The sequence below is a fragment of the Bradyrhizobium sp. AUGA SZCCT0160 genome, assembly GCF_018130105.1.
In the GTDB taxonomy this organism is placed as follows: Bacteria; Pseudomonadota; Alphaproteobacteria; order Rhizobiales; family Xanthobacteraceae; genus Bradyrhizobium.
In genome coordinates this window covers 82,598-107,263 of sequence record NZ_JAFCMD010000009.1, presented here as the reverse complement: position 1 = coordinate 107,263, position 24,666 = coordinate 82,598, and the positions used below count along the sequence as shown (strand labels likewise).

21 protein-coding genes are annotated in these 24,666 nt (G+C 62.0%); 12 read left to right on the top strand and 9 right to left on the bottom strand.

Annotation, left to right across the window (positions count from 1 at the left end; translation table 11 throughout):
• Positions 1–110: 110 nt before the first annotated feature.
• Complete coding sequence (locus JQ558_RS16680) at positions 111–785, bottom strand: Crp/Fnr family transcriptional regulator (RefSeq protein WP_192737874.1); 675 nt, start codon at positions 783–785, stop codon at positions 111–113.
• 422 nt (positions 786–1,207) lie between these two features.
• On the opposite strand from JQ558_RS16680, the gene JQ558_RS16675 reads away from it, so the two are divergent.
• The 9 genes from JQ558_RS16675 to JQ558_RS16635 all read left to right on the top strand — a co-directional run bounded on the left by JQ558_RS16675 (position 1,208) and on the right by JQ558_RS16635 (position 11,616).
• A complete protein-coding gene (locus JQ558_RS16675) occupies positions 1,208–2,023 on the top strand; it encodes an ABC transporter ATP-binding protein (RefSeq protein ID WP_192737875.1) in 816 nt (271 codons plus the stop codon).
• Positions 2,020–3,951, top strand: a complete 1,932-nt coding sequence (locus JQ558_RS16670) for a long-chain fatty acid--CoA ligase (protein WP_212294268.1) — start codon at positions 2,020–2,022, stop codon at positions 3,949–3,951. Before JQ558_RS16675 ends, JQ558_RS16670 begins: the two co-directional genes overlap by 4 nt.
• 145 nt (positions 3,952–4,096) lie before the next feature.
• A complete protein-coding gene (locus tag JQ558_RS16665) occupies positions 4,097–4,990 on the top strand; it encodes a branched-chain amino acid ABC transporter permease (RefSeq protein WP_211997460.1) in 894 nt (297 codons plus the stop codon).
• Positions 4,991–4,996: 6 nt separating this feature from the next.
• Positions 4,997–6,070, top strand: a complete 1,074-nt coding sequence (locus tag JQ558_RS16660; RefSeq protein WP_212210107.1) for a branched-chain amino acid ABC transporter permease — start codon at positions 4,997–4,999, stop codon at positions 6,068–6,070.
• Positions 6,071–6,124: 54 nt separating this feature from the next.
• Positions 6,125–7,405 (top strand): ABC transporter substrate-binding protein, encoded by a 1,281-nt coding sequence (locus JQ558_RS16655; protein ID WP_212210106.1) that lies wholly within the window; start codon positions 6,125–6,127, stop codon positions 7,403–7,405.
• Between the two features lie 138 nt (positions 7,406–7,543).
• Positions 7,544–8,383 carry an ABC transporter ATP-binding protein gene (locus JQ558_RS16650; RefSeq protein ID WP_212294267.1) on the top strand — a complete coding sequence of 280 codons (840 nt, stop codon included), beginning with the start codon at positions 7,544–7,546 and terminating at the stop codon, positions 8,381–8,383.
• A 140-nt stretch (positions 8,384–8,523) separates the two neighbouring features.
• On the top strand, positions 8,524–9,750 hold the full coding sequence (locus tag JQ558_RS16645) for a phenylacetate--CoA ligase family protein (protein WP_212294266.1): 1,227 nt from the start codon (positions 8,524–8,526) through the stop codon (positions 9,748–9,750).
• A gap of 128 nt (positions 9,751–9,878) precedes the next feature.
• Positions 9,879–10,037, top strand: a complete 159-nt coding sequence (locus JQ558_RS16640) for a hypothetical protein (protein WP_212294265.1) — start codon at positions 9,879–9,881, stop codon at positions 10,035–10,037.
• A 385-nt stretch (positions 10,038–10,422) separates the two neighbouring features.
• The gene (locus tag JQ558_RS16635) at positions 10,423–11,616 is read left to right on the top strand and encodes a CaiB/BaiF CoA-transferase family protein (RefSeq protein WP_212294264.1); all 1,194 of its coding nucleotides are present in this window, start codon (positions 10,423–10,425) and stop codon (positions 11,614–11,616) included.
• Positions 11,617–11,696: 80 nt separating this feature from the next.
• Here JQ558_RS16635 and JQ558_RS16630 read toward each other — a convergent pair whose 3' ends face one another.
• From JQ558_RS16630 to JQ558_RS16610, 5 genes are all read right to left on the bottom strand, one after another.
• Positions 11,697–12,620: an outer membrane protein gene (locus JQ558_RS16630; protein ID WP_249142505.1), complete on the bottom strand. Its 924-nt coding sequence runs from the start codon at positions 12,618–12,620 to the stop codon at positions 11,697–11,699.
• 57 nt (positions 12,621–12,677) lie between these two features.
• Entirely contained in the window at positions 12,678–14,195 is a 1,518-nt protein-coding gene (locus JQ558_RS16625) for a tripartite tricarboxylate transporter permease (RefSeq protein ID WP_212294263.1), read from the bottom strand.
• 18 nt (positions 14,196–14,213) lie between these two features.
• The gene (locus JQ558_RS16620; protein WP_212294262.1) at positions 14,214–14,756 is read right to left on the bottom strand and encodes a tripartite tricarboxylate transporter TctB family protein; all 543 of its coding nucleotides are present in this window, start codon (positions 14,754–14,756) and stop codon (positions 14,214–14,216) included.
• 130 nt (positions 14,757–14,886) lie between these two features.
• Positions 14,887–15,981, bottom strand: a complete 1,095-nt coding sequence (gene mtnA / locus JQ558_RS16615; protein ID WP_212294261.1) for an S-methyl-5-thioribose-1-phosphate isomerase — start codon at positions 15,979–15,981, stop codon at positions 14,887–14,889.
• Complete coding sequence (locus JQ558_RS16610; RefSeq protein WP_212294260.1) at positions 15,978–16,853, bottom strand: S-methyl-5'-thioadenosine phosphorylase; 876 nt, start codon at positions 16,851–16,853, stop codon at positions 15,978–15,980. The genes mtnA and JQ558_RS16610 overlap by 4 nt, the downstream gene beginning before the upstream one ends.
• A 171-nt stretch (positions 16,854–17,024) precedes the next feature.
• On the opposite strand from JQ558_RS16610, the gene JQ558_RS16605 reads away from it, so the two are divergent.
• Positions 17,025–17,675: a class II aldolase/adducin family protein gene (locus JQ558_RS16605; RefSeq protein WP_212294259.1), complete on the top strand. Its 651-nt coding sequence runs from the start codon at positions 17,025–17,027 to the stop codon at positions 17,673–17,675.
• A 15-nt stretch (positions 17,676–17,690) separates the two neighbouring features.
• Here the strand turns inward: JQ558_RS16605 and JQ558_RS16600 are convergent, their stop codons facing one another.
• The 3 genes from JQ558_RS16600 to JQ558_RS16590 form a co-directional block, all read right to left on the bottom strand.
• Positions 17,691–18,638, bottom strand: a complete 948-nt coding sequence (locus JQ558_RS16600; protein WP_192737919.1) for a tripartite tricarboxylate transporter substrate binding protein — start codon at positions 18,636–18,638, stop codon at positions 17,691–17,693.
• Positions 18,639–18,859: 221 nt separating this feature from the next.
• Positions 18,860–19,657, bottom strand: a complete 798-nt coding sequence (locus JQ558_RS16595) for an enoyl-CoA hydratase/isomerase family protein (RefSeq protein ID WP_211997449.1) — start codon at positions 19,655–19,657, stop codon at positions 18,860–18,862.
• Between the two features lie 42 nt (positions 19,658–19,699).
• Positions 19,700–20,899: an alanine--glyoxylate aminotransferase family protein gene (locus tag JQ558_RS16590; RefSeq protein WP_212210095.1), complete on the bottom strand. Its 1,200-nt coding sequence runs from the start codon at positions 20,897–20,899 to the stop codon at positions 19,700–19,702.
• 180 nt (positions 20,900–21,079) lie between these two features.
• Here JQ558_RS16590 and JQ558_RS16585 point away from each other — a divergent pair, with 180 nt between their 5' ends.
• Both JQ558_RS16585 and JQ558_RS16580 read left to right on the top strand, forming a co-directional pair.
• Positions 21,080–24,091: an FAD-binding and (Fe-S)-binding domain-containing protein gene (locus JQ558_RS16585; protein ID WP_212294359.1), complete on the top strand. Its 3,012-nt coding sequence runs from the start codon at positions 21,080–21,082 to the stop codon at positions 24,089–24,091.
• On the top strand, positions 24,084–24,512 hold the full coding sequence (locus JQ558_RS16580; RefSeq protein ID WP_212294258.1) for a heme-binding protein: 429 nt from the start codon (positions 24,084–24,086) through the stop codon (positions 24,510–24,512). Before JQ558_RS16585 ends, JQ558_RS16580 begins: the two co-directional genes overlap by 8 nt.
• Positions 24,513–24,666 lie beyond the last annotated feature (154 nt).

Genomic DNA, 24,666 nt, shown 5'->3' with positions numbered 1-24,666 from the left:
TCTAATCCTAAAACCGTTTGAAATCAGACCTTTAGGCGCCCGGTGCGGGCTGGCCCACCCGATAAACCTATTCCAGTTAAAAACACGACCCGGTGCGCGGATTTCCGGCGTCACTCGCCATAGCGGCGCAACCGATCGAGATCGATGATGGTCACGCCGCCATATTCCAGCCGGAGCAGGCCTTCCTTCTCCAACCGCTTCAGACACTGGTTGGCATTTTGCCGGGAGATACCCGACAACGCCCCGATTTCCTCCTGCGTGATCTCCAGATGGGGCGTGAGGTCGGGATACAGAATGGGATTGAACAGGGAGGCGATTGAACGCGCCAGGCGCGCGGTCGCGTCCAGCGTGCGGCCGTATTCGAGCAGCCCGATGAACTGCCCCAGACGCTCGTTGAGTTGCCGGACCAGGAAGCGATTGAATCCGACGCTGTTCTCGAACAGCCAGATGAAGGTCGTTCGGTTCATCATCGCCAGACGCGTGTCGCGCAACGCCACCACGTCGTAGCGCCGGGGCTCGTTCTTGAGCACGGAGCCTTCGCCAAACCAGGCGCCTGCCGTCAGGCCGGCAAAGCTGGCGGCCTTGCCGCCGCGGGATACGATCCCCATCCGGGCAAGACCCGTGACAACGCCGGTCCAGTATTCGAAGGGGTCGCCGCGCATGAAGATGAATTCATTAGCGCGGTAGGATTTTTCGACGATGCCGGCGCGCGCGATGTCGATCTCACGTTCGTTCAGCTCGCGTGACCAGGACGCGATGCGTTTCAGGGAATCCGGGGCAATCATGATCTCATCGACTCATCGCCTGCGACCTTTGCCTTCATCATATTGCGCCGCAACAACAACCCCAAGTCCCTACCAGGCTCCATGGGAGCGGAAACCTGCCGCATGACGACACGATCGAAAATTGCTGACCAATTGTCAGGCACATGACATTTCAACGCAACGCTTTCCACTATTGAGGGCCACCTCGCATCAGCCGGCTGATGGCCCAACCGGGCGATCGGACGAGGCGCGGGAGCGGTCGGGACTTGCGGGTGCGGCGTTACCGCGCATGTATTCCTGCCAACCGGCAGGTCGAACGCCTCGCGGCGCTCGGCATTAGTCGGATGGCCTCGCAATAGCCGCCGATGTAGGATCGCGAGAGCGATTGAACGAAGAGATAGAGATAAAGAGCGCTGCCTAAGCGCCGTATCTGGAGGAAATGAGTGGCTTACACGTTGGAAGTGCGCGGCGTGTCGTTGCGCTTTGGCGGCGTCCGCGCGCTGACCGAAGTCAGCTTCGGCGTTAACGATGGCGAATTGTTTTCGATCATCGGCCCGAACGGCGCCGGCAAGACCTCTATCGTCAATTGCATTTCGGGTCGCTACAAGCCGACCGAAGGCCAGCTGTTCTATCGCGGCCAGGACATCACGGGTCTCAATCCCAACGCGCGGCCCCGGCTCGGCATCGGCCGCACCTTCCAGAACCTGGCGCTGTTCCACCATATGAGCGTGCTCGACAACATCATGGTCGGGCGGCACCATTTGCTGAAGAACAATTTCATCACGGGATCGCTGTACTGGCTGACCGGCGCGCGGCGCGAGGAACTCGAGCACCGCCGCAAGGTCGAGGAGATCATCGACTTCCTCGACCTGCAGTCGGTGCGCAAGGCGACCGCCGGCACCCTACCCTACGGCTTGCGCAAGCGCGTCGAACTGGCGCGCGCCATGGCGTTGGAGCCGCAACTCATTTTGCTCGATGAACCCATGGCCGGCATGAACTTCGAAGAGAAGGAAGACATGGCGCGCTACATCGTCGATCTCAACGAAGAGTTCGGCATGACGGTGATGATGATCGAACATGACATGGGCGTGGTGATGGATATCTCCCACCGCGTCATGGTGCTGGATTTCGGCCGCAAGATCGCCGAGGGCGACCCTGCCGCCGTGCTGGCCGATCCCCATGTCAAACGCGCTTATCTCGGTGAAGAGGACGAAGCTCTGGTCGATCCGGACGACACCCCGGCGGAGAGCGCGGCATGATGGATTACGCCGGACGCGCCGCAAAGGCCGACACCTATCCGAAGCTGCTCCGCCTCAACGCCAAGGAGCACGGGGGCGAGATCGCGCTGCGCGAAAAGGATTTCGGGTTGTGGCGCGTCTTCACCTGGAACGACTACCAGACCCGGGTGCATGATTTCGCGCTCGGCATGGTCGAACTCGGGCTCGGACGCGGCGACGTCATCGGCATCATCGGCGACAACAGGCCGGACTGGATGGCCGCCGAGATTGCCACGCACGCCATCGGCGGCATGAGCCTTGGCCTCTATCGCGACGTGCTGGATGAGGAAGCCGCTTACTTGTTGAGCTATGGCGAAGCCAAACTGGTGTTCGCCGAGGACGAAGAACAGGTCGACAAGCTGCTGGCACTTGCTGAGCGCGTGCCCAACCTCAAGCACATCATTTATTCCGATCCGCGCGGCATGCGGAAATACGACGACCCGCGCCTGATGGAAGCGGAAAAACTTGTCGCGATGGGGCGCGACCGCGCCGCGCGCGAGAGCGACCTCTATGATCGCCTGGTCGACGCCACAAAAGGCGAGGATGTCGCGATCCTCTGCACCACGTCGGGCACCACGGCCAATCCCAAGCTCGCGATGCTGGCCGCCGGGCGGGTGCTCAGGCATTGCGCGACGTATCTCAGCTTCGATCCAAAGGGGCCGGATGACGAATACGTCTCGGTGCTGCCGCTGCCCTGGATCATGGAACAGGTCTACGCCCTCGGCAAAGGGCTGCTCTGCCGGATGAAGGTCAACTTCGTCGAAGAGCCTGAGACCATGATGCACGATTTCCGCGAGATCGCGCCGACCTTCGTGCTGTTCGCGCCGCGGGTCTGGGAATCGATCGCGGCCGATGTCCGTGCCGGCGTGATGGACTCCTCGCCGCTCAAGCAAAAGCTCTATGACCTCGGCATGAAGGCGGGCCTGGCGGCGCTGGCCGACGGCAAGCAGTCCCTGCTCGCCGACCAGTTGCTGTTCCGCGCCTTGCGCGACCGCCTCGGTTTCACGCGGCTGCGCTCGGCCGCCACCGGCGGCGCGGCGCTCGGGCCGGATACGTTCAAATTCTTCCAGGCCATGGGTGTGCCGTTGCGCACGCTCTACGGCCAGACCGAATTGTTGGGGGCCTACACACTGCATCCGGCCGGCAAGGTCGATCCTGATACGACGGGCGTGCCGATGGCACCCGACATCGAGATTCGCGTCGACAACCCCGACGTCAACGGCGTCGGCGAAATCGTGGTGCGTCATCCCAACATGTACCTCGGCTATTACAAGAATCCGGAAGCCTCCGCCGCCGACATGAAGGATGGATGGATGCATTCCGGCGATGCCGGCTATTTCAACGACAACAGGCAGCTGGTGGTCATCGACCGCATCAAGGACCTCGCCGAGACTTCGCGCGGCGAACGCTTCTCGCCGCAATATCTCGAGAACAAGCTGAAGTTCTCGCCCTACATCGCCGAGACCGTCGTGCTCGGCGCCGGCCGCGACGCGCTGGCCGCGATGATTTGCATCCGCTACTCGATCATTTCGAAATGGGCGGAGAAGAACCGCATCTCGTTCACGACCTACACCGACCTCTCCTCGCGCTCCGAAGTGTATGAACTGGTGCGCAAGGAGGTCGAATCCGTCAACGCCACGCTGCCGCCGGCGCAGCGCATCTCGCGCTTCCTGCTGCTCTACAAGGAACTCGACGCCGACGACGGCGAACTCACCCGCACCCGCAAAGTTCGCCGCAGCGTCATCAACGAGAAATATGCCGGGATCATCGACGCGATCTATGGCGGCAAGCGCGACATTCCCGTCGACACCGTGATCCGCTTCCAGGACGGCACCACCCAGCGCATCCGCACCACGCTGCGGGTGGTCGATCTCGGCACCAACGCACCGCTCGCGGAGGCCGCGGAATGAAGATGTTGTCATTCAATGGCGCCGCAAATCTGGTCGTCATGCGCGGGCTTGACCCGTGCATCCATCTTCTTCTGAAGAGCCCTTTTAGTCGATGGATCGCCGGGTCAAGCCCGGCGATGACGAACTGCAAGTCCGGTGAGACCGCATGAACACCCAGCTCCTGATCCAGCTTCTGGTCAACGGCCTCGTGGTCGGCACGCTCTATGGCGTGGTGGCGATGTCGTTCGTGCTGATCTACAAGGCCACCCAGGTGGTGAATTTCGCGCAAGGCGAGTTGCTGCTGATTGGCGCCTGGGTGTGCTGGTGGCTGCTTACGAAATACCAGGTGCCGTTCTATCTGGGCATGCCGATCACGCTGGTGTTCATGTTCCTGTTCGGCATCGCCATCCAGGTGGTGATCCTGCGCCCGATGGTCGGTGAACCCATCATCTCGGTGATCATGGTGACGATTGCGCTGTCCACCGTGTTCTCCGCGCTGATGAAATGGATGTTCGGCGTCAATCTGCAGCCGTTTCCGCGGGTCTTCACCACCCAGAACGTCAACATCCTCGGACTGCAGGTGCAGACCGTCTATTTGATGAGCCTTGCGGTGTCGCTGGCGATGATGGTGGGCATGGCCTGGTTCTTCCGCCTGTCCAAATACGGCCTCGCGATGCGCGCCACCGCGTTCAACCAGCAGGTGGCGCAGTCGCTCGGCATTTCCGTGAAGAGCGTGTTCGCGATGGCCTGGGCGATCTCGGCAACGGTTTCAGCGGTGGCCGGCGTCGTGGTGGCGGTCGTCAACGGCGTCTCAGCCGGACTTTCGGCCTATGGCGTCAAGGTGTTTCCGGCCGCGATCCTCGGCGGCCTCGACAGCGTCGGTGGCGCCGTGCTCGGCGGCATCATCATCGGCCTCCTGGAGAACTTCGCGCACTTCCTCGACAGCGAGTATCTGCACTGGGGCAATCTGTACGAAATCGCGCCGTTCTATGCGTTGATCATTATCCTGATGATCAAGCCGTATGGCCTGTTCGGCACCAAAGACATCGAGCGGGTGTAATCCATCATGGCAACCCAGACCCTGATCCCCGCCGGCGATTTCCGCACCACCTATGCGGCGGATACCACCGTGTTTCCGACCAGGACCAGCCGCAACGCGATGATCGTCGGCATCATCCTGATCTGCTTTGCGCCGCATGTCCTCAACGAATACACCCTCAGCCTGCTGATCCAGATCGGCATCTTCGGCATCGCGGCCCTCGGCCTCAACATCGTGGTCGGCTTCACCGGACAGATCTCGATCGGCCATGCCGCCTTCTTCGGATTCGGCGCCTTTACCTCCGCCTATCTGTCGAACCGGTTCGGCATCCCGGTGTTCTTCTGCATTCCGCTCGCGGGCGTGGTTACGGCAGCGGTCGGCCTGATCTTCGGGCTGCCCGCGGCGCGCCTGAAGGGACTCTATCTCGCGATCGCAACGCTGGCCGCGCAATACATCCTGCTGGATTTCTTTGCGCGCGCCGAATGGTTCACCGGCGGCAGCGTGCCTGCGAGCGCGGAGCCGTTCTCGATCTTCGGCTACTCGCTGCGCGGCGACAAGAAATACTTCTACGTCGTGCTCGCTTACGTCATCGTCTGCTATCTCCTGGTGACCAATTTGATCCGTTCGCGCGACGGCCGCGCACTCGTCGCGGTGCGCGATCATTATCTCTCCGCCGAGATCATGGGCATCAACCTTACCAAGTACCGCACGCTGTCGTTTGGCCTCGCCGCCTTCTTTGCCGGCGTCGGCGGCGCGCTCTATGCGCATTACAACCAGGTGGTCTCCAACGAAGGTTTCGGCATCGACCGCTCGATCATTTTTCTCGCGATGATCATCATCGGCGGCATCGGTTCGGTCATGGGCACGCTGATGGGCACGGCCTTCATGGTGCTGCTGCCCGAATCGATGGAATGGCTCAGCGTCGCGCTGCGCGACAGCCCGATCGACCAGTTCCTCGGACTGAAGAACAACATCGCTTTCCTGCGCGAGATGGCCATCGGCATCATCATCATTATCTTTCTGGTCTTTGAACCAGACGGACTCGCGCACCGCTGGCGACGCATCAAGGCTTACTGGAAACTCTACCCGTTCTCGCATTGAGGTAGGAACGGGACCGACGACAAAAGACCTCAACAAAAGACCGGAGGAAGTATAATGACGATGAAGATTTTATTGAGCACCGCTTCGCTTGCGCTCCTGCTCGGCGCTACTTCAGCCAGCGCGCAAGCCCCGATCTCGCTGGGCCATCTTGCCGATTATTCGGGCGCCACGTCCGACGTCGGAACGCCGTTCGGACAGGGCGTCGCCGACACCTATGCCTGGATCAACAAGACCGGCGGCATCAACGGCACCCAGGTCAAGGTCGATACCGTCGACTACGGCTATCAGGTGCCGCGCGCGATCGCCCAGTACAAGAAATGGTCGGGCGCCGACAAGGTTGCGGCCATTCTCGGATGGGGCACCGCCGACACCGAAGCCCTCACCGGCTTCCTCGCCGAAGACAAGATCCCCGACATCTCGGCATCCTACGCCGCAGCGCTTTCGGACCCGACCGGCGCCGGCGGCAAGGCCAAGCCCGCACCCTATAATTTCTTCTATGGCCCAAGCTATTCGGATGCCGTTCGCGGCATGCTGACTTGGGCTGCCGAAGACTGGAAGGCCAAGGGCAAGCCGGGCAAGCCGAAATTCGTCCATATGGGCGCCAACCATCCCTATCCGAACGCGCCCAAGGCCGCGGGTGAAGCCATCGCGGCTGAACTCGGCTTCGAGCTGCTGCCGCCGATCGTGTTCGCGCTGACGCCGGGTGACTACAGCGCGCAGTGCCTGACCTTGAAGAGCTCCGGCGCCAACTACGCTTACCTCGGCAACACCGCAGGCTCGAACATCTCGGTCCTGAACGCCTGCAAGGCCGCCGGCGTCGACGTCCAGTTCCTCGGCAACGTCTGGGGCATGGACGAGAATGCCGCCAAGGCCGCCGGCGCCGCCGCCGACGGCGTGGTGTTTCCGCTGCGCACCGCCGTGGCCTGGGGCGGCAACGCCCCCGGCATGAAAACCGTGATGGACATCTCCAAGATGTCCGACGCGGGCGGAACCGCCTATCGTCCGGTCCACTACATCGCCGGCGTCTGCACCGCGCTCTACATGAAGGAAGCCGTCGAATGGGCCGCCAAGAACGGCGGCGCCACCGGTGAGAACGTCAAGAAGGGCTTCTACCAGAAGAAGGATTGGGTGCCGGCCGGCATGGACGGCGTCTGCAATCCGTCAACCTGGACCGACAAGGACCACCGCGGCACGCTCAAGGTCGATCTTTACCGGATGAAGGTCACCGGTGCGACCGACGCGCCGCTCAACGACCTCGTCAAGAACGGCGCGATCAAGCTCGACAAGGTGAAGGTCATCGACCTGCCGCGCAAGGCCGAATGGCTGGGCTGGTAATCTCGTAGGCAACACTCAGCTGTCATCCCCGCGAAAGCGGGGATCCAGTACGCCGCAGCGTCTCGATTGATCGCAGATGTCTCTGGAATACTGGATCACCCGCTTTCGCGGGTGATGACAGCGGAAGGTGATCAGGACATGACTGAAACCGTCGAAACAACGCGCAGCATCCCCGGCGCCGCCGCTACCGCGCCGCTGCTCGATGTGCGCAACATCGAGGTAGTGTACGACAACGTCATCCTGGTGCTGCGCGGACTGAGCCTCGAAGTGCCGAGAGGCGCGATCGTGGCTTTGCTCGGCGCCAACGGCGCCGGCAAGTCGACGACGCTGAAGGCGATCTCCGGGCTGCTCAAGACCGAAGACGGCGAGGTCACCCGCGGCGAGATCGTGTTCGACGGCGAGCGCATCAACGGCATCGATCCCGACAAGATCGTCCGCCGCGGCATCTTCCAGGTTATGGAGGGCCGCCGCATCATTTCAGACATGACGTCGGTGGAAAACCTCAAGCTCGGCGCCTTTACCCGCACCGACAACGAGGTCGGCGCCGACATCGACATGGTCTTCCGGTATTTCCCGCGCCTCAAGGAGCGCACGGGGCTCGCCGGATACCTCTCCGGAGGCGAACAGCAGATGCTGGCGATCGGCCGCGCGCTGATGGCGCGCCCGAAGATGATCCTGATGGACGAGCCGTCGATGGGGCTGTCGCCGCTGCTGGTCAAGGAAGTGTTCGGGATCATCAAGGAGATCAACCGCGACCTCGGCGTCACCATCCTCTTGGTGGAGCAGAACGCACGCGCGGCGCTCTCGGTCGCGAGCCACGGCTACATCATGGAACAGGGCAAGGTGGTGCTCGACGGCTCGGCCGACGAATTGCGCGACAATGAGGATGTGAAGGAATTTTACCTCGGCGGCGCCGGCGACCAGCGCAAGAGCTTCAAGAACCTGAAGAGTTTCAAAAGACGGAAGCGGTGGCTGTAACAGCCGTCATACCGGGATGCGCCTCTTGGCGCAGGCCTCAGATGCGCACTTGCGCATCGAGGAATCCATACTCCCGATCGTAGTTATGGATTCCGGGCCGCGCTTCGCGCGCGACGGAATGACGAAAGAAAGACTGACTCATGACCGACTATTACGACGCCCTTGAAACGCGTGAGCCGATCCAGCGTGAGGCGGAGTTGTTCTCGCGGCTGCCGGACGTGCTGCGCCGGGCGATGGCAGCGCCTGCCTATGCCGAGCGCCTGAAGGGCATCGATCCGGCTTCCGTGAGCGACCAGGCCGCACTGGCGCGCCTGCCGGTGCTGCGCAAGTCCGAGCTCCCTGCCCTGCACAAGGCCGCACCGCCCTTCGGCGGGCTCGTGGCGGGCCTCCCAGGGTCGTTCGGACGGTTGTTCACCTCCCCGGGGCCGATCTTCGAGCCTGAGGCTATTCATGCCGACCCCTGGCGTGGCGCGCGGGCGCTGTTTGCGGCCGGCTTCCGACCCGGCGACGTCGTACTCAACACCTTCAGCTACCATCTGACGCCCGGCGGCTTCATTTTTGACGCCTCGGCGCGGGCGCTGGGCTGTGCCGTCATCCCGGCCGGCCCGGGCAACACCGAAGCGCAGTTCGAGCTGATCGAGGCCTATCGGCCGGTCGGCTACAGCGGCACACCGGACTTCCTCAAAATCCTGCTCGATGCCGCCGCAAACGCGGGGCGCGACGTCTCTTCGATCAAGCGCGCGCTGGTTTCCGGCGCGGCCTTTCCGAAATCACTGCAGGACGAGGTCAAGGCGCGCGGCGTCGATGCCTACCAGGCGTTCGGCACCGCCGACCTCGGCCTGATCGCCTTCGAGACCGGGGCCCATGACGGCATGGTCGTGAACGAGGACCTGATCTTCGAGATCGTGCGGCCCGGCACCGGCGATCCCGTCGCCGCCGGTGACGTCGGCGAGATCGTCGTCACCTCGCTCGATCCGCACCACCCCTGGATCCGGCTCGCGCTGGGCGATCTCACGGCAGTGCTGCCGGGGACAAGCGCCTGCGGGCGCACCAACATGCGCATCAAGGGCTGGATGGGGCGGGCCGACCAGACCACCAAGGTCAAGGGCATGTTCGTGCGGCCGGAACAGATCGCCGAGATCGGCAAGCGTCACCCCGAACTCGGGCGGCTGCGCCTCGTCGTGACGCGGTCGGGCGAAAGCGACCTAATGACCCTCAAGGCAGAAACAGCCAGTCCGAATGCTGGCCTCATGGAAGCGGTTGTCACAACACTCCGACACGTAACTAAACTCGGAGGTATCGTGGATTGGGTCGAGCCTAAGTCATTGCCGAATGATGGAAAGGTGATTGTCGACGAACGCAGCTAGCGTACGTCAACCCACGACGTTTGCATCCAACACGACTTTGACGATCTCTTGCAAGAATGGGGCGGCTCTAGGAACCAGCAATGGAGCCAGAAACTTGAGAAAAGCCTAGCACAACCGCCAAAAATACTATGCCGCCCGCACGCGATCCCAGGCTGGCGGTGGAGGAAGAGTATCAACTGGCACGGCGACTGAACACGGTTGAGGCGCTGGAGCTCTTCATCGCAAGGCATCCGGACGATCCCCTGGCAGCGAAAGCGCGAACCGAACTGCGCCGGCTGTCGCGCTAGAGAGGGATGAGATCAGGGCTGACAACAAGCCATTTTGTTTTCGTGCCGCGGACGCAACGCAGCACCAATTCGGCGAGCCGGGGCTAAGGCTACTTTGCATGAGGTTGTTTTCGCGATTTTGTGTCCGGACCGTGCGGTGCACCGCCCCCATAGCGCGTCGAAGACGCGCGTGAACGCGCTGATGGCGCATCGAAGACGCGCGTGAACGCGCTGATGGCGCGCCGAAGACGCGCGTGAACGCGCTGCGCCGGGTTCGAGGCCTGCGTGTGCCGGCAACGACACGCTATGCATCCCGGCGCAGACACCATCCGCGATGATGGCATGACAAGCCCATCCATTTCGCCGATAATTTGACCTCGACCAATTGTTGGCTGGAGACACCTTGATGCCCTCCCCGCGCGCCTCGCAGGCCCTTTCCCGTTTCACCGTCCTCGACCTGACCCGCGTCCGTTCGGGGCCGACCTGCGTACGGCAGCTCGCCGACTGGGGCGCCAACGTCATCAAGATCGACGCGCTGCTGGAGGATGCGGCCGGCGAACAGCCGGGTGGTCCACGCCAGGGCTCGGACTTCCAGAATTTGCACCGCAACAAGCGGGCCATGACGCTCAACCTGAAGGATCCGAAGGGCCTCGAGGTGTTCAAGCGCCTTGCCGAGAAGGCGGACGTCGTGGTCGAGAACTTCCGGCCCGACGTCAAAGCCAAGCTCGGCATCGATTACGATAGCCTGCGCAAGATCAACCCTCGGATCGTCTATGGCAGCATCTCCGGGTTCGGGCAGGATGGCCCCTATCACAAGCGGCCGGGCTTCGATCAGATCGCCCAGGGCATGGGCGGGCTGATGTCGGTTACCGGCGCCCCCGGCGAGGGCCCGATGCGGGTCGGCATTCCCGTGGCCGACCTCACTGCCGGGCTATTCTGTGCCCTTGGCATCCTCACGGCGCTGCTCGAACGCGATGTCTCCGGCGAAGGCCAGTGGGTGCAGACCTCGCTGCTGCAGGCCCAGATATTCATGCTGGATTTCCAGGCCGCACGCTGGCTGATGGAAAAGGACGTGGCCAAACAGGCTGGCAACAACCATCCGACGAGCATTCCGACCGGCGTCTTCAAGACGTCCGACGGCTATATCAATATTGCCACCACCGGCGGGCGGATCTGGGAGCGCTGCGCGCAGGCGATCGGCGCGCCTGAACTCCTCACCAATCCCGACTACGCCACCTCTCCCGCCCGCTCGAAGAACCGCGACGCGCTCAATGCCGCCATTGGGAAGCTCACCGAGAAGAAATCCACCGAGACTTGGGTCAGCGAACTCAACGCCGCCGGCGTGCCCTGTGGCCCGATCTACTCGATTGACCAGATGTTCGATGACGACCAGGTCAAGCATCTCGGCATCGCGCAGCACGTGCCCAACGACGAAAACAGGCACATCCAACTGGTAGGCCAGCCGATAACTTTGTCGCGGACGCCAAGCAGCATGGCGGCACGTCCGCCGGAGTTCGGTGAACAGACCGAAGAAGTGCTTGCCGAATTCGGTTTCGGCAAGGAAGAGATCGCCGATCTCAGGCAACGCAAGGTGGTCTGAGCGGTATCAGCACGCCTGGCACTCGCCACACGAAAAAGCCCGGAAAACCGGGGCTTTTTTAATTCCTGGCGTTCTGTCGCTCAGTATTTGGCGACGACGGGGGCGGCCGTGAACTGGTAGTTGATGCCGACGCGGGCAACATGGTCATGGAACTTGACTGTGGTCTGGTTTGCCGTTCCGCCGAAGTAGGTCTTCGAGCCGAAGTCCATATAGAGATATTCGAGCTTCGCCGACCAGTTCCTGGCGAATTTCTTCTCAAGACCGGCTCCGACTGTCCAACCCACACGCGTCTCACTGCCGGACACCGTGGCCCCGGTGACCGTGAACGGTGCGCCGATGGTGACGTTGCTGTTGCCGTCGAACAGCTGGAAGACCCCGGTAGGCGTCGTCGCCGCCTTGACCTCACCAACCGCCAGACCGCCTGTCGCGTACAGCAACAAACTCGGGTCAACGAGGACGCCGCCACGGGCCCTGAAGGTTGCAAACCAAGGCAAGCTCGTGGTGGTGTCGGCGAACAAGGTTGCACCTATGTTGCCGACTCGGATCGATCCGAGTTGATCACGCGATCCTCCGCGTTCCCCCGTGCCCTGGATGTCAGCTTCAAGTCCGACCACCCAAGTGCGATCCAGCTGCCAATTATAACCGATCTGCGCGCCACCGAGACCGCCATCGACATTCTGCCCAAACGTGGTGATCCCAAGCGGTGCACCCGGTTCGAACGTGTTACGCGCCCTGCCCCAGCTGTAGCCGCCATTGAGACCGACATAGAACCCAGTCCAGTTGTAGCCGGGATCGACGATCACGGGAGCCTTGGTGTACGGCCGCGGGGCCAGGTCGGCAGCGAATGCGCTTGTCGTGAGCAGCGAAACAATCGCGGCGCTTGCAATCAGAATGCGATTCATCGGGATTCCCAAAATCTGAAATTGAACTTGGAACCACAATACAGCGAGATGCGCCCGCAGCCTGTTACCCGTCAGCAACAAGCCGACATAATCGAGTTCCATTGAGGAACCGGCGCAGCCACGGTGAACAAACGCTGAATCCGCCCAAAGATATTATGACTAAGCGGGGCTTTTTGCCGTTCTCATCAGCCGGGTGACGCTCCCAAATGCCTTGTCCAGGACAGGCCAGAACAGGAGAACGATCGCCAGTGTTGTAATCGAGCCAACCAAGCCGTTCGACCAGAACACCTTCATATCGCCGCCGGATCCGATCATCGACAGGCGGAACGCGTCCTCGGCGCGGTTACCAAGTACCAGCGCCAACGTGAACGGTGCGAGCGGAATTCCGATCTTCTTGAACACGTAGCCGACGACGCCGAAGCCAAGCATCAGCCAGATGTCGAACATCGCATTCTGGATGGCATAGGCGCCGATCGCGCAGGACACCACGATCATGGGCGCGACCGCTGCGAACGGCACCCGCAGGATCGAGGCAAAGATCGGCACCGTCGTCAGCACCAGCACAAGACCGACCACGTTGCCGAGATACATCGAGGCAATCAGGCCCCAGACGAAGTCCTTGTGTTCGACGAACAACAAAGGCCCGGGGTTGAGGCCCCACACCATCAAGCCGCCGAGCAGGATGGCCGCAGTGCCGGAGCCGGGAATACCGAGCGCCAGCATCGGCAGCAGTGCTGCGGTGCCCGAGGCATGCGCTGCCGTTTCTGGCGCAAACACACCTTCGATGCGGCCCTTGCCGAAACCGTCCGGCTCCTTGGAAAAACGCTTGGCGAGATTGTAGCCCATGAACGAGGCTGCAATCGCGCCACCCGGCGTAATGCCGAGCCAGCAGCCGATGAACGACGAACGAAACAGCGTCACCCAATATTTCGGCAGGTCTCTCCAGACCGACAACACGACGCGCAGACTGATCCCGGCGGCGTGTCCGCGCAACGCGAGGCGCTCTTCCATCGTCAGCAGGATCTCGCTGATGCCGAACAGGCCGATCACCGCGACCAGAAAATTAATGCCGCGCAAGAGGTCAGTCGAACCAAAGGTCATGCGCAACTGGCCGGACACCGTGTCCATTCCAACGCCGGCGAGCAGCAGACCGAGCGACATCGAAATGACAGTCTTGTGCTTGGCCTCGCGGCCAAGCCCCACAAAGGAGCAGAAGGTGAGCAGATAGACCGCGAAGAATTCAGGCGGGCCGAACTTCAGCGCAAAGGACGAGATCATCGGCGCCAGAAACGTGATCAACAGCACCGCCACCAGCGACCCGATGAACGAGGAAGTAAACGCCGCAGTCAGTGCTTCCGCAGCCCTGCCCTGCTGCGCCATTGGATAACCATCGAAGGTGGTCGCGACCGACCAGGCTTCGCCGGGAATGTTGAACAGGATCGACGTGATGGCGCCGCCGAACAGCGCACCCCAATAAATGCAGGACAGCATCACGATGGCCGAGGTCGGATCCATCGTGAAGGTCAAAGGCAGCAGGATCGCCACACCGTTCGGCCCGCCAAGTCCGGGCAGCACGCCGACAAAAATGCCGAGCACCAGCCCGACCATCATCAGGACGAGCGTCTTCCATGTCAGCAGGACGGCAAAGCCGTGCATGAGTAGACCGAAGGCTTCCATCAAACTACCTGCGATCTACTATCGGCCGAGGGCCGTTTCGAGCGGGCCCTTTGGCATGATGACGTCAAACGCGATGTCGAAAGTCACAAACATCACAGCGGTGAACACGAAGGCGGTCAGCAGCGATTTCCACAAGGCGATCTTGCCGACCACGCGCATGAAGGTCGAGATCAGCAGGAAGCTCGCGACATAGAGTCCGAGAAATTGCATGGCCAGACAGAACAGCAGCGTCGGCACGAACACCGCCATGACGCGGCGAAGCTGGGCCCGCGTGACGAAAGTCTCGGCGGCTTCCTTGCGCGACAGGAAAGCGGTGACAAGACCATAAAGGCTGGCACCACCGAGGATCACCGACAGATAGAACGGAAAATAACCGGCCTGCGGGCCGGTGGAGTCCCAGGCGGCGCCGGTGCGCCAATTGTCCCACCCGAGCGTCAGCGCCAGCGCCAGAAGGAGCAATGACACCACGACGTCGACGATGCGGACGCTCGTCACGACCGGTGAATTGACCTCCGGCGCGGTCGGATCGTCGACGACGATTTCGATGTCGGTATTGGACATTGGATGTGATCTATCCCGGCTAATGACGTGGCATACGGGATACAGTGCTGGCGTTGCCCGCGTCAATGTAACTTCAGCGAATGCTCTGGCTTGACGCGTTTCCTCAACGCGAACCGGCTTCCACAAACCGCTATCGGAACCGATCAGGAAACATGCTCGCAAGTGCAGCACGTTCAGGCCTCAGCACACCACGCTCGGTGATCAATCCAGTTACCAGCCGTGCCGGCGTGACGTCGAAGGCATAATTGGCGACCGGCGATCCCGCAGGCACCACCCGCACCGTTTCGATACGCCCATCGGTGGTGCGGCCGGTCATGGTCGCGACCTCATCGGAAGCGCGCTGTTCGATCGGAATCTGCTTTATTCCGTCGTCGATACTAAAGTCGATGGTCGGCGACGGCAGCGCAACATAGAACGGCACGCCGTTGTCGTGCGCGGCGAGCGCCTTCAAGTAGGTTCCGATCTTGTTGCAGACATCGCCATTGGCAGCCACCCGGTCGGTTCCGACGATGGCCAGATCGACCATCCGGTGTTGCATCAGGTGGCCACCGGTGTTGTCGGCGATCACCGTATGCGGGACACCATGGTGGCCAAGTTCCCACGCCGTGAGGGAAGCGCCTTGATTGCGGGGGCGAGTTTCGTCGACCCAAACATGGATCTTCAAACCACGATCATGCGCGAGGTAGATCGGAGCCGTCGCGGTACCGAAATCGACTGTCGCCAGCCATCCAGCGTTGCAGTGCGTCAGGATGTTGACCGTCTCTCCCGGCTTGGTCGCGGCAATCGCTTCGATCAGCGCCAAACCGTGCTGTCCTATGCCCTGATTGATCGCGACGTCCTCCTCCGCGATTTCAGTGGCACGCTTGTAGGCTGCCGCGACACGTCCTGACGGCGGCAAGGGCCGCAGCATCCCGTGCATTTCATCGAGCGCCCATTTCAGGTTGATGGCCGTCGGCCGGGTCGCGATCAGCATCTTGTAGGCAAGGTTAAGCGCGGCGTCGGAGGCGTCGGCGCGCATAGCCAGCGCCATGCCATAAGCGGCGGTTGCGCCGATCAGCGGCGCGCCGCGCACCAGCATGGAACGGATGGCTTCGTCGGCGTCCGCCGCACTCGTCATCCGCGCGACGACGAAATCATGCGGCAGCCGCCGCTGGTCGATCGCCCCGACCGACCATCCATCGGGCTCGAGCCAGATGCTGCGAAAATGCCTGCCATCGACGTTCATGAACGCAACACCCTGCCGGCCACCGCGTCGAGCTTCCTGAGCAATTCGGGATCTCGCGCTTCCGGCGCCGTGATCAGCGCGGTATCGAGGGCCCGATCCGAGCCGATCGGACACGGTTCGTGCTCGCGCGGGAAATCCCTGGCAAGACGCGCGACCAGGCCCTTGGCCTTTTCGGCATTCGAGTTCAGCACGCGAATGATATCCTGAACCGTCACGGCGTCGTGCTGGGGATGCCAGCAATCGAAATCGGTAACCATCGCCACGCTGGCGTAACAGATCTCGGCCTCACGGGCGAGCTTGGCTTCGGGCATGTTGGTCATCCCGATCACCGAACAGCCCTGCGTCTTGTAGGTCAGGCTCTCGGCAAGGCTGGAGAACTGAGGGCCCTCCATACAGACATAGGTGCCGCCTTGCACGGCCACGATGTCCTCGGCCTTGGCGGCCTCCGCCAGATGCACCAATAGGCGCGGCGAGACCGGATGAGCCATCGAGACATGGGCAACGCAGCCTTTGCCGAAGAATGAACTTTCGCGCTTGTGGGTGCGGTCCACGAACTGATCGACGAGCACGAATGTGCCTGGTAGCAGATCCTCCCGGAACGAACCACAGGCCGAGAGCGAAATCAGGTCGGTAACCCCTGCCCGTTTCAGGACGTCGATATTGGCGCGGTAGTTGATGTCCGAAGGCGACAGAACGTGCCCTTTGCCATGCCGAGGTAGAAATACGATCGGCAGACCGGCGATGACACCGTGCCTGACGGGCGCAGAAGCCTCGCCCCATGGGCTTACGATTGCCTCGTCGCGGACATTTTCCAACCCCGGCAGATCGTAAATGCCGGATCCGCCGATAATGCCAAGCACGGCATTCGTCATGATTGCTCCCAGAATGTTTCCCGGAGCGACCGCTCCGGCTTGTTCCCAGCACCCTTGGATGTTCGACTATACTGCGGCGCAATAATCAACCATTGTTCGCCCCACTGCAAAGGCCCTCTGACAGGGCTTGTGATTTGACGGCGCCACGCCGCAGCGATCAGGAGAAAGTGGATGTCGGCCACCAGCGAGCGGAAAAAGCGCCAATCCATCATCGACGCCTGCCGCAGCATGAATGCGCTGGGCATCAATCAAGGCACGTCCGGGAATATCAGCCTGCGGCATGACACCGGCATGCTGATCACGCCGACCAGCGTGCCCTATGAAACGATGCAGCCGGAGCAGATCGTGTTCATGGATCTGGATGGTTCATTCGACGCCGCGCAGCGACCGTCGAGCGAGTGGCGGTTTCACCTCGACATTCTCAGGGCACGGCCCGAGGTCAACGCGGTGGTGCACGCGCACCCACCCTTTTCGACGATCCTCGCGATCATGGGTCTGGAAATCCCGCCGATCCATTACATGATCGCAGTCGCCGGCGGCGACACCATCCGTTGCGCGCCCTATGCGACGTTCGGCACACAGGAGCTGTCGGAACACGCCGTGTGGGCACTCGAGAACCGCCTGGCCTGCCTGCTGGAGCATCACGGCATGATCGCCGTCGGACCTTCACTGTCGAAGGCAATGTGGCTTGCGGTGGAGGTCGAAGCGCTCGCGCGGCAATATCACGGCTGCCTTCAGATCGGCACACCGCGGTTGCTTCCCAAAGCAGAGATCAAGAACGTACTCGGCAGGATCGCTGGATACGGTCCTGCCGGAAAATAACGCGCTAGGGCCGGCTTACTTCGCCACGAAACCGGCTTCGTTCATCAGCGAGGTGTTGAGCTTGTCATCCTCCTCGAGGAACTTCACCATGTCCTTGCCGGTTAGGAAGATCGGCTTCAGCGCCTGCTTTTCCATGTATTCCTTGTACTCGGCGGTCTGTGTCACCTTCTGGAACAGGTCGACATAGAACGCCTGTTGATCCGGCGTGACCTTGCCCGGCAGGAACATCGCACGCAGCATCAGATACTGCACGTCGAGCCCTTCTTCCTTGCATGTCGGGATGTCGTTCCAGGATTGCGTCTCGGTGACCTTGGTCTTGTAGGCGATCCGCTCCTTGTCAAACACGCACAGTGCGCGGACCTGGCCGGCCCGCCAGACCTCGAGATTTTCGGACGGGTTGTTGACGTTGGATTCGGTGTGGTTGCCGACCAGCTGCGTCGCGGCTTCGCCACCGGATTTGTAGGGCAGATAGGAGAACTTCGCGCCGGTCCTCTGCTCCATGAACACGGTGAGCACGTGATCTTCGCGCTTGGAGCCGGTGCCGCCCATCTTGAACGGCGAACTCGCAGCCTTGGCGGCGGCAACGAATTCCTTCACGGTTTTCGGTCCGGCGGCATTGTCCCACAACACAAACTGATCGAGCGCGACCACCGACACCGGCGTGAGATCGCGCCAATTGAAGGGAATCTTCGCCGACAATGGCAGCATGTAGATCAGCGAGTAGGCGATCAGCACCTTGTTGGGGTCGCCGTCGCTGGATTTCATGTACATCAGCGCCTCAGCGCCGGACGCTCCGCCCTTGAGCGAGACCACCATCGGCTGCTTCATCAAATTATTCTTCTGGATCGCCGCCTGCATCATGCGAGCCATCTGGTCGGACGCGCCGCCGGCACCTGCTGCAACTACGATTTCAACCGGTTTGGTCGGCTCCCAGGCAGCGAACGCCGGCGCGCTGACGATCATGGCCGCCAGGGCGGCCGTGGCTTTCAGAATCTGTCCCACGTTTTTCTTCCCTATGTCTTTGTTCTAATTATAGAAACGATAGCACACACGGAACCATTGTGCGGGTTTAACTGCGCCAGTTCAAGTCGAACCGCCCCACACTGCCTATTACTTTCGCATGAGCCAAGCGAAGCGCGTCCTCGGCGATACGGAATCCCGATCGCGATCAACCCGAACCGAGCCTATTTGCCCTTCCAGTTCGGCGTTCGCTTGTTGAGGAAGGCATCCATTCCTTCGCGAAAATCCTCGCTCATGTAGGCGCGCAGGATCAGATCCCGGCCCTCCTCGCGCGACAGCGTGCGGCGAATACGGAGCACCGCTTCCTTGGCGGTTTCCATCGTGATCGGCGCATGACCCGCAACGAGCTTGGCGGTTTCATCGGCGCGGCGCTGCAGCGTCGGAACGTCAGGCACCACTTCGTTGAGCAGACCGAGCGACAGCGCCTCCGGAGCCTCGATCAGCCGCGCTGTAAAAATCAGGTCCTTGGTCCGCGCCGGCCCGACCAACGCAACAACCCGGCTGATGTTGGACATCGACAGGCAGTTGCCCAGCGTGCGCGCGATGGGAAAGCCGATGCGCGTCGTTGCGGTGCCGATCCGGATATCGCAGCAGGCGGCAATCCCGGCGCCGCCGCCGGTGCAGGCACCAGCAATGGCCGCAATCGTCGGCACCCGGACCTTCTCCAATGTGCCCAGCACGCGGTCGATCCGCTCCTCATATTCGAGTGCGTCCTCCGCGGTCTTGAAGGCACGGAACTGCGAAATGTCGGTACCCGATGCGAACGCCTTTTCCCCAGTGCCGGTCAAGATCATGGCCTTGATCGAGCGGTCCTGGTTGACGCTCTCGCAGATCGCCGCCATCTGCTCGTACATTGCAAAGGTCAGCGCGTTGCGCGCCTGCGGCCGGTTGAACGTCAGCCGGGCGATACCGTCCTCGACGGAATAGAGCAGGTCTTCAGTTGCAGCGACCGGTGCGTTCATCACAGTTCTTTCCGTTCTTTTCGTTATTGGGTCGAGACCGGTTCAGGCGACGGCGACCTTTGGCTTGGAAACGACATCGCGACCCTTGAGCACTTCCATCGCCGCCAGCACGCCCCCGCCACGATGCGGCACCTTGGCCAGATCAAGACCCATTTCAACGCCTGACAGCGTACCCATCAGCATCAGGTCGTTGAAGTGGCCGATATGGCCGATCCGGAACACCTTGCCCTTGATCTTGTTGAGGCCGGTGCCGAGCGACATGTCGAAGTTTTCCAACACCACTTTGCGGAAATGGTCGGCGTCATGGCCTTCCGGCATCACCACGCCGGTCAGCGCCGGCGAGTGTGCGCCCTGTTCCTGGCACTGCGTTTCCAGGCCCCAAGCCTTGATGGCCGCGCGCGTCGCGGCACTGTGGCGCTTGTGGCGCGCGAACACATTTTCCAGTCCTTCTTCTTCGAGCATCTTGATCGCTTCGCGAAGCCCGAACAGCAGATTGGTTGCCGGCGTATAGGGCCAGGTGCCCGCCTTGTTGATCGCGATCACTTCCTGCCAGTCCCAATAGGAACGCATGGCCGGATTGGCCTTCGCGGCCGCGAGCGCCTTTTCCGATACGGCGTTGAAGCCGAGACCCGGCGGCAGCATCAGTCCCTTCTGAGACCCCGCGACCGACACGTCGATGCCCCAGGCGTCGTGCTCATATTCCAGTGAGCCGAGACCGGAAATGGTGTCGACCATGAGCAGCGCCGGATGCTTGACGCGGTCGAGAACCTTGCGGACTTCGAGCGGATAGGTGACGCAGGCCGTCGAGGTCTCGTTGTGAACCACGCATACGGCCTTGATCTTGTGCGCCTTGTCGGCCGACAGCTTCGCCTCGATCTGCTCAAGGTCGGCGCCATGACGCCAGTCACCGGGCAGGAAATCCACTTCGAGCTTGAACTTCTCGGCAATACCGCGCCACAGCACGGCGAACTGCCCGGTCTCGGCCATCAGTACCTTGTCGCCGGGCTGCAGCGTGTTGACGAGGGCGGCCTCCCAGGCACCGGTGCCCGACGACGGGTAGATGATCACCGGCTGTTTGGTGCGGAACACCCGCTGCATGGCCGCCAGCACCGCGTGGCCGATCTCGGCGAATTCGGGACCCCGGTGATCCATGGTTGGCATGTCCATGGCGCGCAGAACCCGGTCCGGCACGTTGGTCGGTCCCGGAATCTGCAGAAAATGCCGTCCAGAGTGCACAGTCATGGGGCGTCCTTCCCGGTCTTGTCTTACGAGTATTGGCTTCACGAGCCGCTCGAATATCACCATTCGGCGGGCTTGTCCCCCGCCCGGCGGGGCCCGTCAATGCCCAAGAAGCAGGGCTTTGCCTTGCCAAGGCGGACCCCGGCAGGCAAGACACTGACGTTCACTCACGAGACCAAGGCAATGGCGGCAACAAGGGCCGAAAAGTCACAAAATTCGGCTGAAAACAGCGCCCTCGCCGTGCGTCTTACTCGCGAGATTACCGGCGACGTCTTCTTCGACGCGTTCAACCGCGGTCGCTACGCGACTGACGCCTCGTTCTACCAAATGATGCCCCTTGGCGTGGTGGTCCCCCGGACCATGGACGAGGCGTTGCGGACGCTGGCCATCGCAGGGGACGCTGGCCGAATCGTCACCCCCCGCGGCGGCGGCACCTCGCAATGCGGCCAGACCGTCAATGAGGGAATCGTCGTCGACTTTTCCAAACATCTGAACCGTGTCCTCTCGCTCGATGTCGAGAACCGCATTTGCGTTGTCGAACCCGGCATCGTGCTCGACGACCTCAACCGCCAGCTCAAGAAGCACGGGCTTTGGTTCCCGGTCGACGTCTCGACGGCGTCGCGCGCCACCATCGGCGGCATGGCCGGCAATAATTCCTGCGGCGGCCGCTCGCTGCGCTACGGCACCATGCGCGACAATACGCGGTCGATGGATGCGGCGCTGGCTGACGGCACGCGGCTGCATTTCGGCGAAGTGCAGCGCGATCTCGCGGGCGTGAATTCATCCGATAGCGGGCTTGCGCTGTTCCGCGACATGCTCGATCTAGGCACGCGCGAGGCAGCCGAGATCGCCGAACGATTTCCGAAGGTGCAGCGCCGCGTCGGCGGGTACAATCTCGATGCGCTAGTACCGCGCAACGCGGCGAATAACATGGCGCACCTGCTGGTCGGCTCCGAAGGCACGCTCGCCTTCACCACGCAGGTCGAGCTCAAGCTATGGCCTGTTATCCGCAACAAGGTGCTGGGCGTCTGTCATTTCGGCAGCTTCTATGAGGCGATGGACGCGGCCCAGCATCTGGTGAAGCTGCGCCCGATTGCCGTGGAACTGGTCGACCGCACCATGATCGCGCTGGGCCGCGAGATCGCGATGTTCCAGCCGATCATCAGCACCGCCGTGCGGGGAGATCCCGATGCGGTGCTCATCCTGGAATTCGCCGAGGAAGATCAGGCTGAAAACCAGCGCCGCCTGAAACAGCTCGTCGAACTGATGGCCGATCTCGGCTTCGGTTGGGACAAGCCGCAGCGCAAATGGGGCGGCGTGGTTGAAATCACAGAACCCGCGCTGCAGACCGGCATCGCCGAGTTCCGCGCCGCAGGTCTCAACGTGATGATGTCGATGAAGCAGGAGGGCAAGCCGGTCTCCTTTGTCGAGGATTGCGCGGTGCCGCTGCCGCATCTTGCCGACTATACCGAACGCCTCAACGGCATTTTTGAAAAGCACGGCACCCGCGGCACCATGTATGCGCATGCCTCCGAAGGCTGCCTGCATGTGCGTCCCGTGCTCAATCTGAAGCTGGAGAAGGATGTCAAGGCGATGCGCGCCATCGCCGAAGAGACCTTCGAGATGGTGCGCGAATACAAGGGCTCGCATTCCGGCGAGCACGGTGACGGCCTGGTCCGCTCCGAATTCCATGAAGCGATGTTCGGTTCACGCATCGTTGCCGATTTCAGAGAGGTCAAGCAGCGCTTCGACCCGGACAATGTCCTCAATCCCGGCAAGATCGTCGATCCGCCCAAAATGGACGACCGCTCGCTGTTTCGCTATCCGCCGGATTATCGTATCGGCGAACTGAAAACAGCGCTCGATTGGTCGGCCTATCCCGGCGCAGGCGGCGGCTTCCAGGGGGCCGTCGAAATGTGCAACAACAACGGCGCCTGCCGGAAGCTCGAAGGCGGCGTGATGTGTCCGTCCTACCGTGCGACCCGCAACGAGAAGGACGTCACCCGCGGCCGCGCCAATACGCTGCGACTGGCGATCTCCGGTCAACTCGGACCGAACGCGCTGGCTTCCGACGAGATGATGGACACGCTGAAACTCTGCGTCTCCTGCAAGGCCTGCCGCCACGAATGCCCGACCGGCGTGGACATGGCCAAGATGAAGATCGAGGTGCTGGCGGCACGCGCGGCAACACACGGCCTATCGCTGCGCGACCGGCTGGTTGGATATCTGCCCCACTATGCCGGCCTCGCGTCCCGCCTCGCCCCACTCGCCAACTGGCGCAACGGCAGTCCGCTGCTGCGCAAGCTGTTTGAAAAATTCGCCGGCATCAGCGCGCAACGCGCCCTGCCCGCATTCCGGCGCGATGTATTCCGAGCCGATGCGGAGGCCTTTGGGCCGGAGAGTGGCCGCGAAGTCGTGCTATTCGCTGATACGTTCAACCGTGCCTATGAGCGGGAAAATCTCGATGCCGCGCTGCGCGTGTTGGTCGACGGCGGATACCGCGTCCACATTCCCAAACCAACCGATCGCGCCCGTCCGCTGTGCTGCGGGCGCACGTTCCTCTCGGCGGGTCTGGTCGATCAAGCGCGAGCCGAATTGGACCGGCTGGTCGCAACCTACGCGCCGTTCGCCGCGCGCGGCGTACCGATCGTCGGACTGGAGCCAAGTTGTCTTCTGACGCTGCGCGATGAGCTGCTTTCCTTGCGCTCCGATAACGACGCCAAGAGCATCGGCGCGCATGCGCTGCTGTTCGAGGAATTCCTGGTTCGCGAGGCGGAGGCCGGCCGTCTGCGGCTGCCGCTTGGTTCGATGCCTGCCAAGGCGCTGGTCCACGGCCACTGCCATCAGAAATCATTTGGCGCATTCAAGCCGGTCGAAAAAGCGCTTCGCCTCGTGCCCGACCTGAACGTCGAGATCATCGAGTCCAGTTGCTGCGGCATGGCCGGCGCCTTCGGCTATGGTGCCGACACCTACCAGGCATCGATGGAAATGGCCGAGCTCTCACTGCTGCCGGCTATCCGCGGCGCCGACCAGACCACACTAATCGTCGCCGACGGCACCTCGTGCCGGCATCAGATCAAGGATGGCAGCGGGCGATCAGCCCTTCACGTCGCGCGTGTTCTGGCGATGAGCCTCGACCGTGCAAAGTCCAATTCACCTCTCTCCTCCCATGCAAAGGAACCGACCCATGGCTGAACTCACCCTCGACGTCGCCCGCAAGATCCTTGATGCCGCCCTTGCCAAAGGCGCCGAGAAAAAGCTGAAGCCGCTGGTCATCACCATTCTCGATGCTCGCGGTTGCGTCAAAGCCACGGCAGCGCAAGACGGCACCAGCCTGATGCGGGCCGAAATCGCGCACGGCAAGGCCTATGGCGCCCTTGCGCTGGGCATGGGCTCACGCGCGCTGTTCCAGCGTGCGCAGGAGCAGGCTTATTTCGTCAGCGCGATAAACACGATGGCGCAAGGCCGTCTCGTTCCGGTGCCGGGCGGGGTGCTGATCCAGGATGGCGGTGTTCTGCTTGGCGCCGTCGGTGTCAGCGGCGACACCTCGGACAATGACGAGGTTTGCGCCGTCGCTGGTATCGAGGCGGCGGGGCTAAAGGCGAAGCCGGGATAACGACCAGCGCGAGTTTCGTGCCGTGTGAACCGAGCCGAATATGCGGGCTGCACAACAAAAAATCGCTGCTGTACATCTTGCCGCTCGTCCGAAAATGGGTAATTTATTACCGCGTCGGAAACAAAATTAACAATGTCGTAAAGGTTGGCCACAG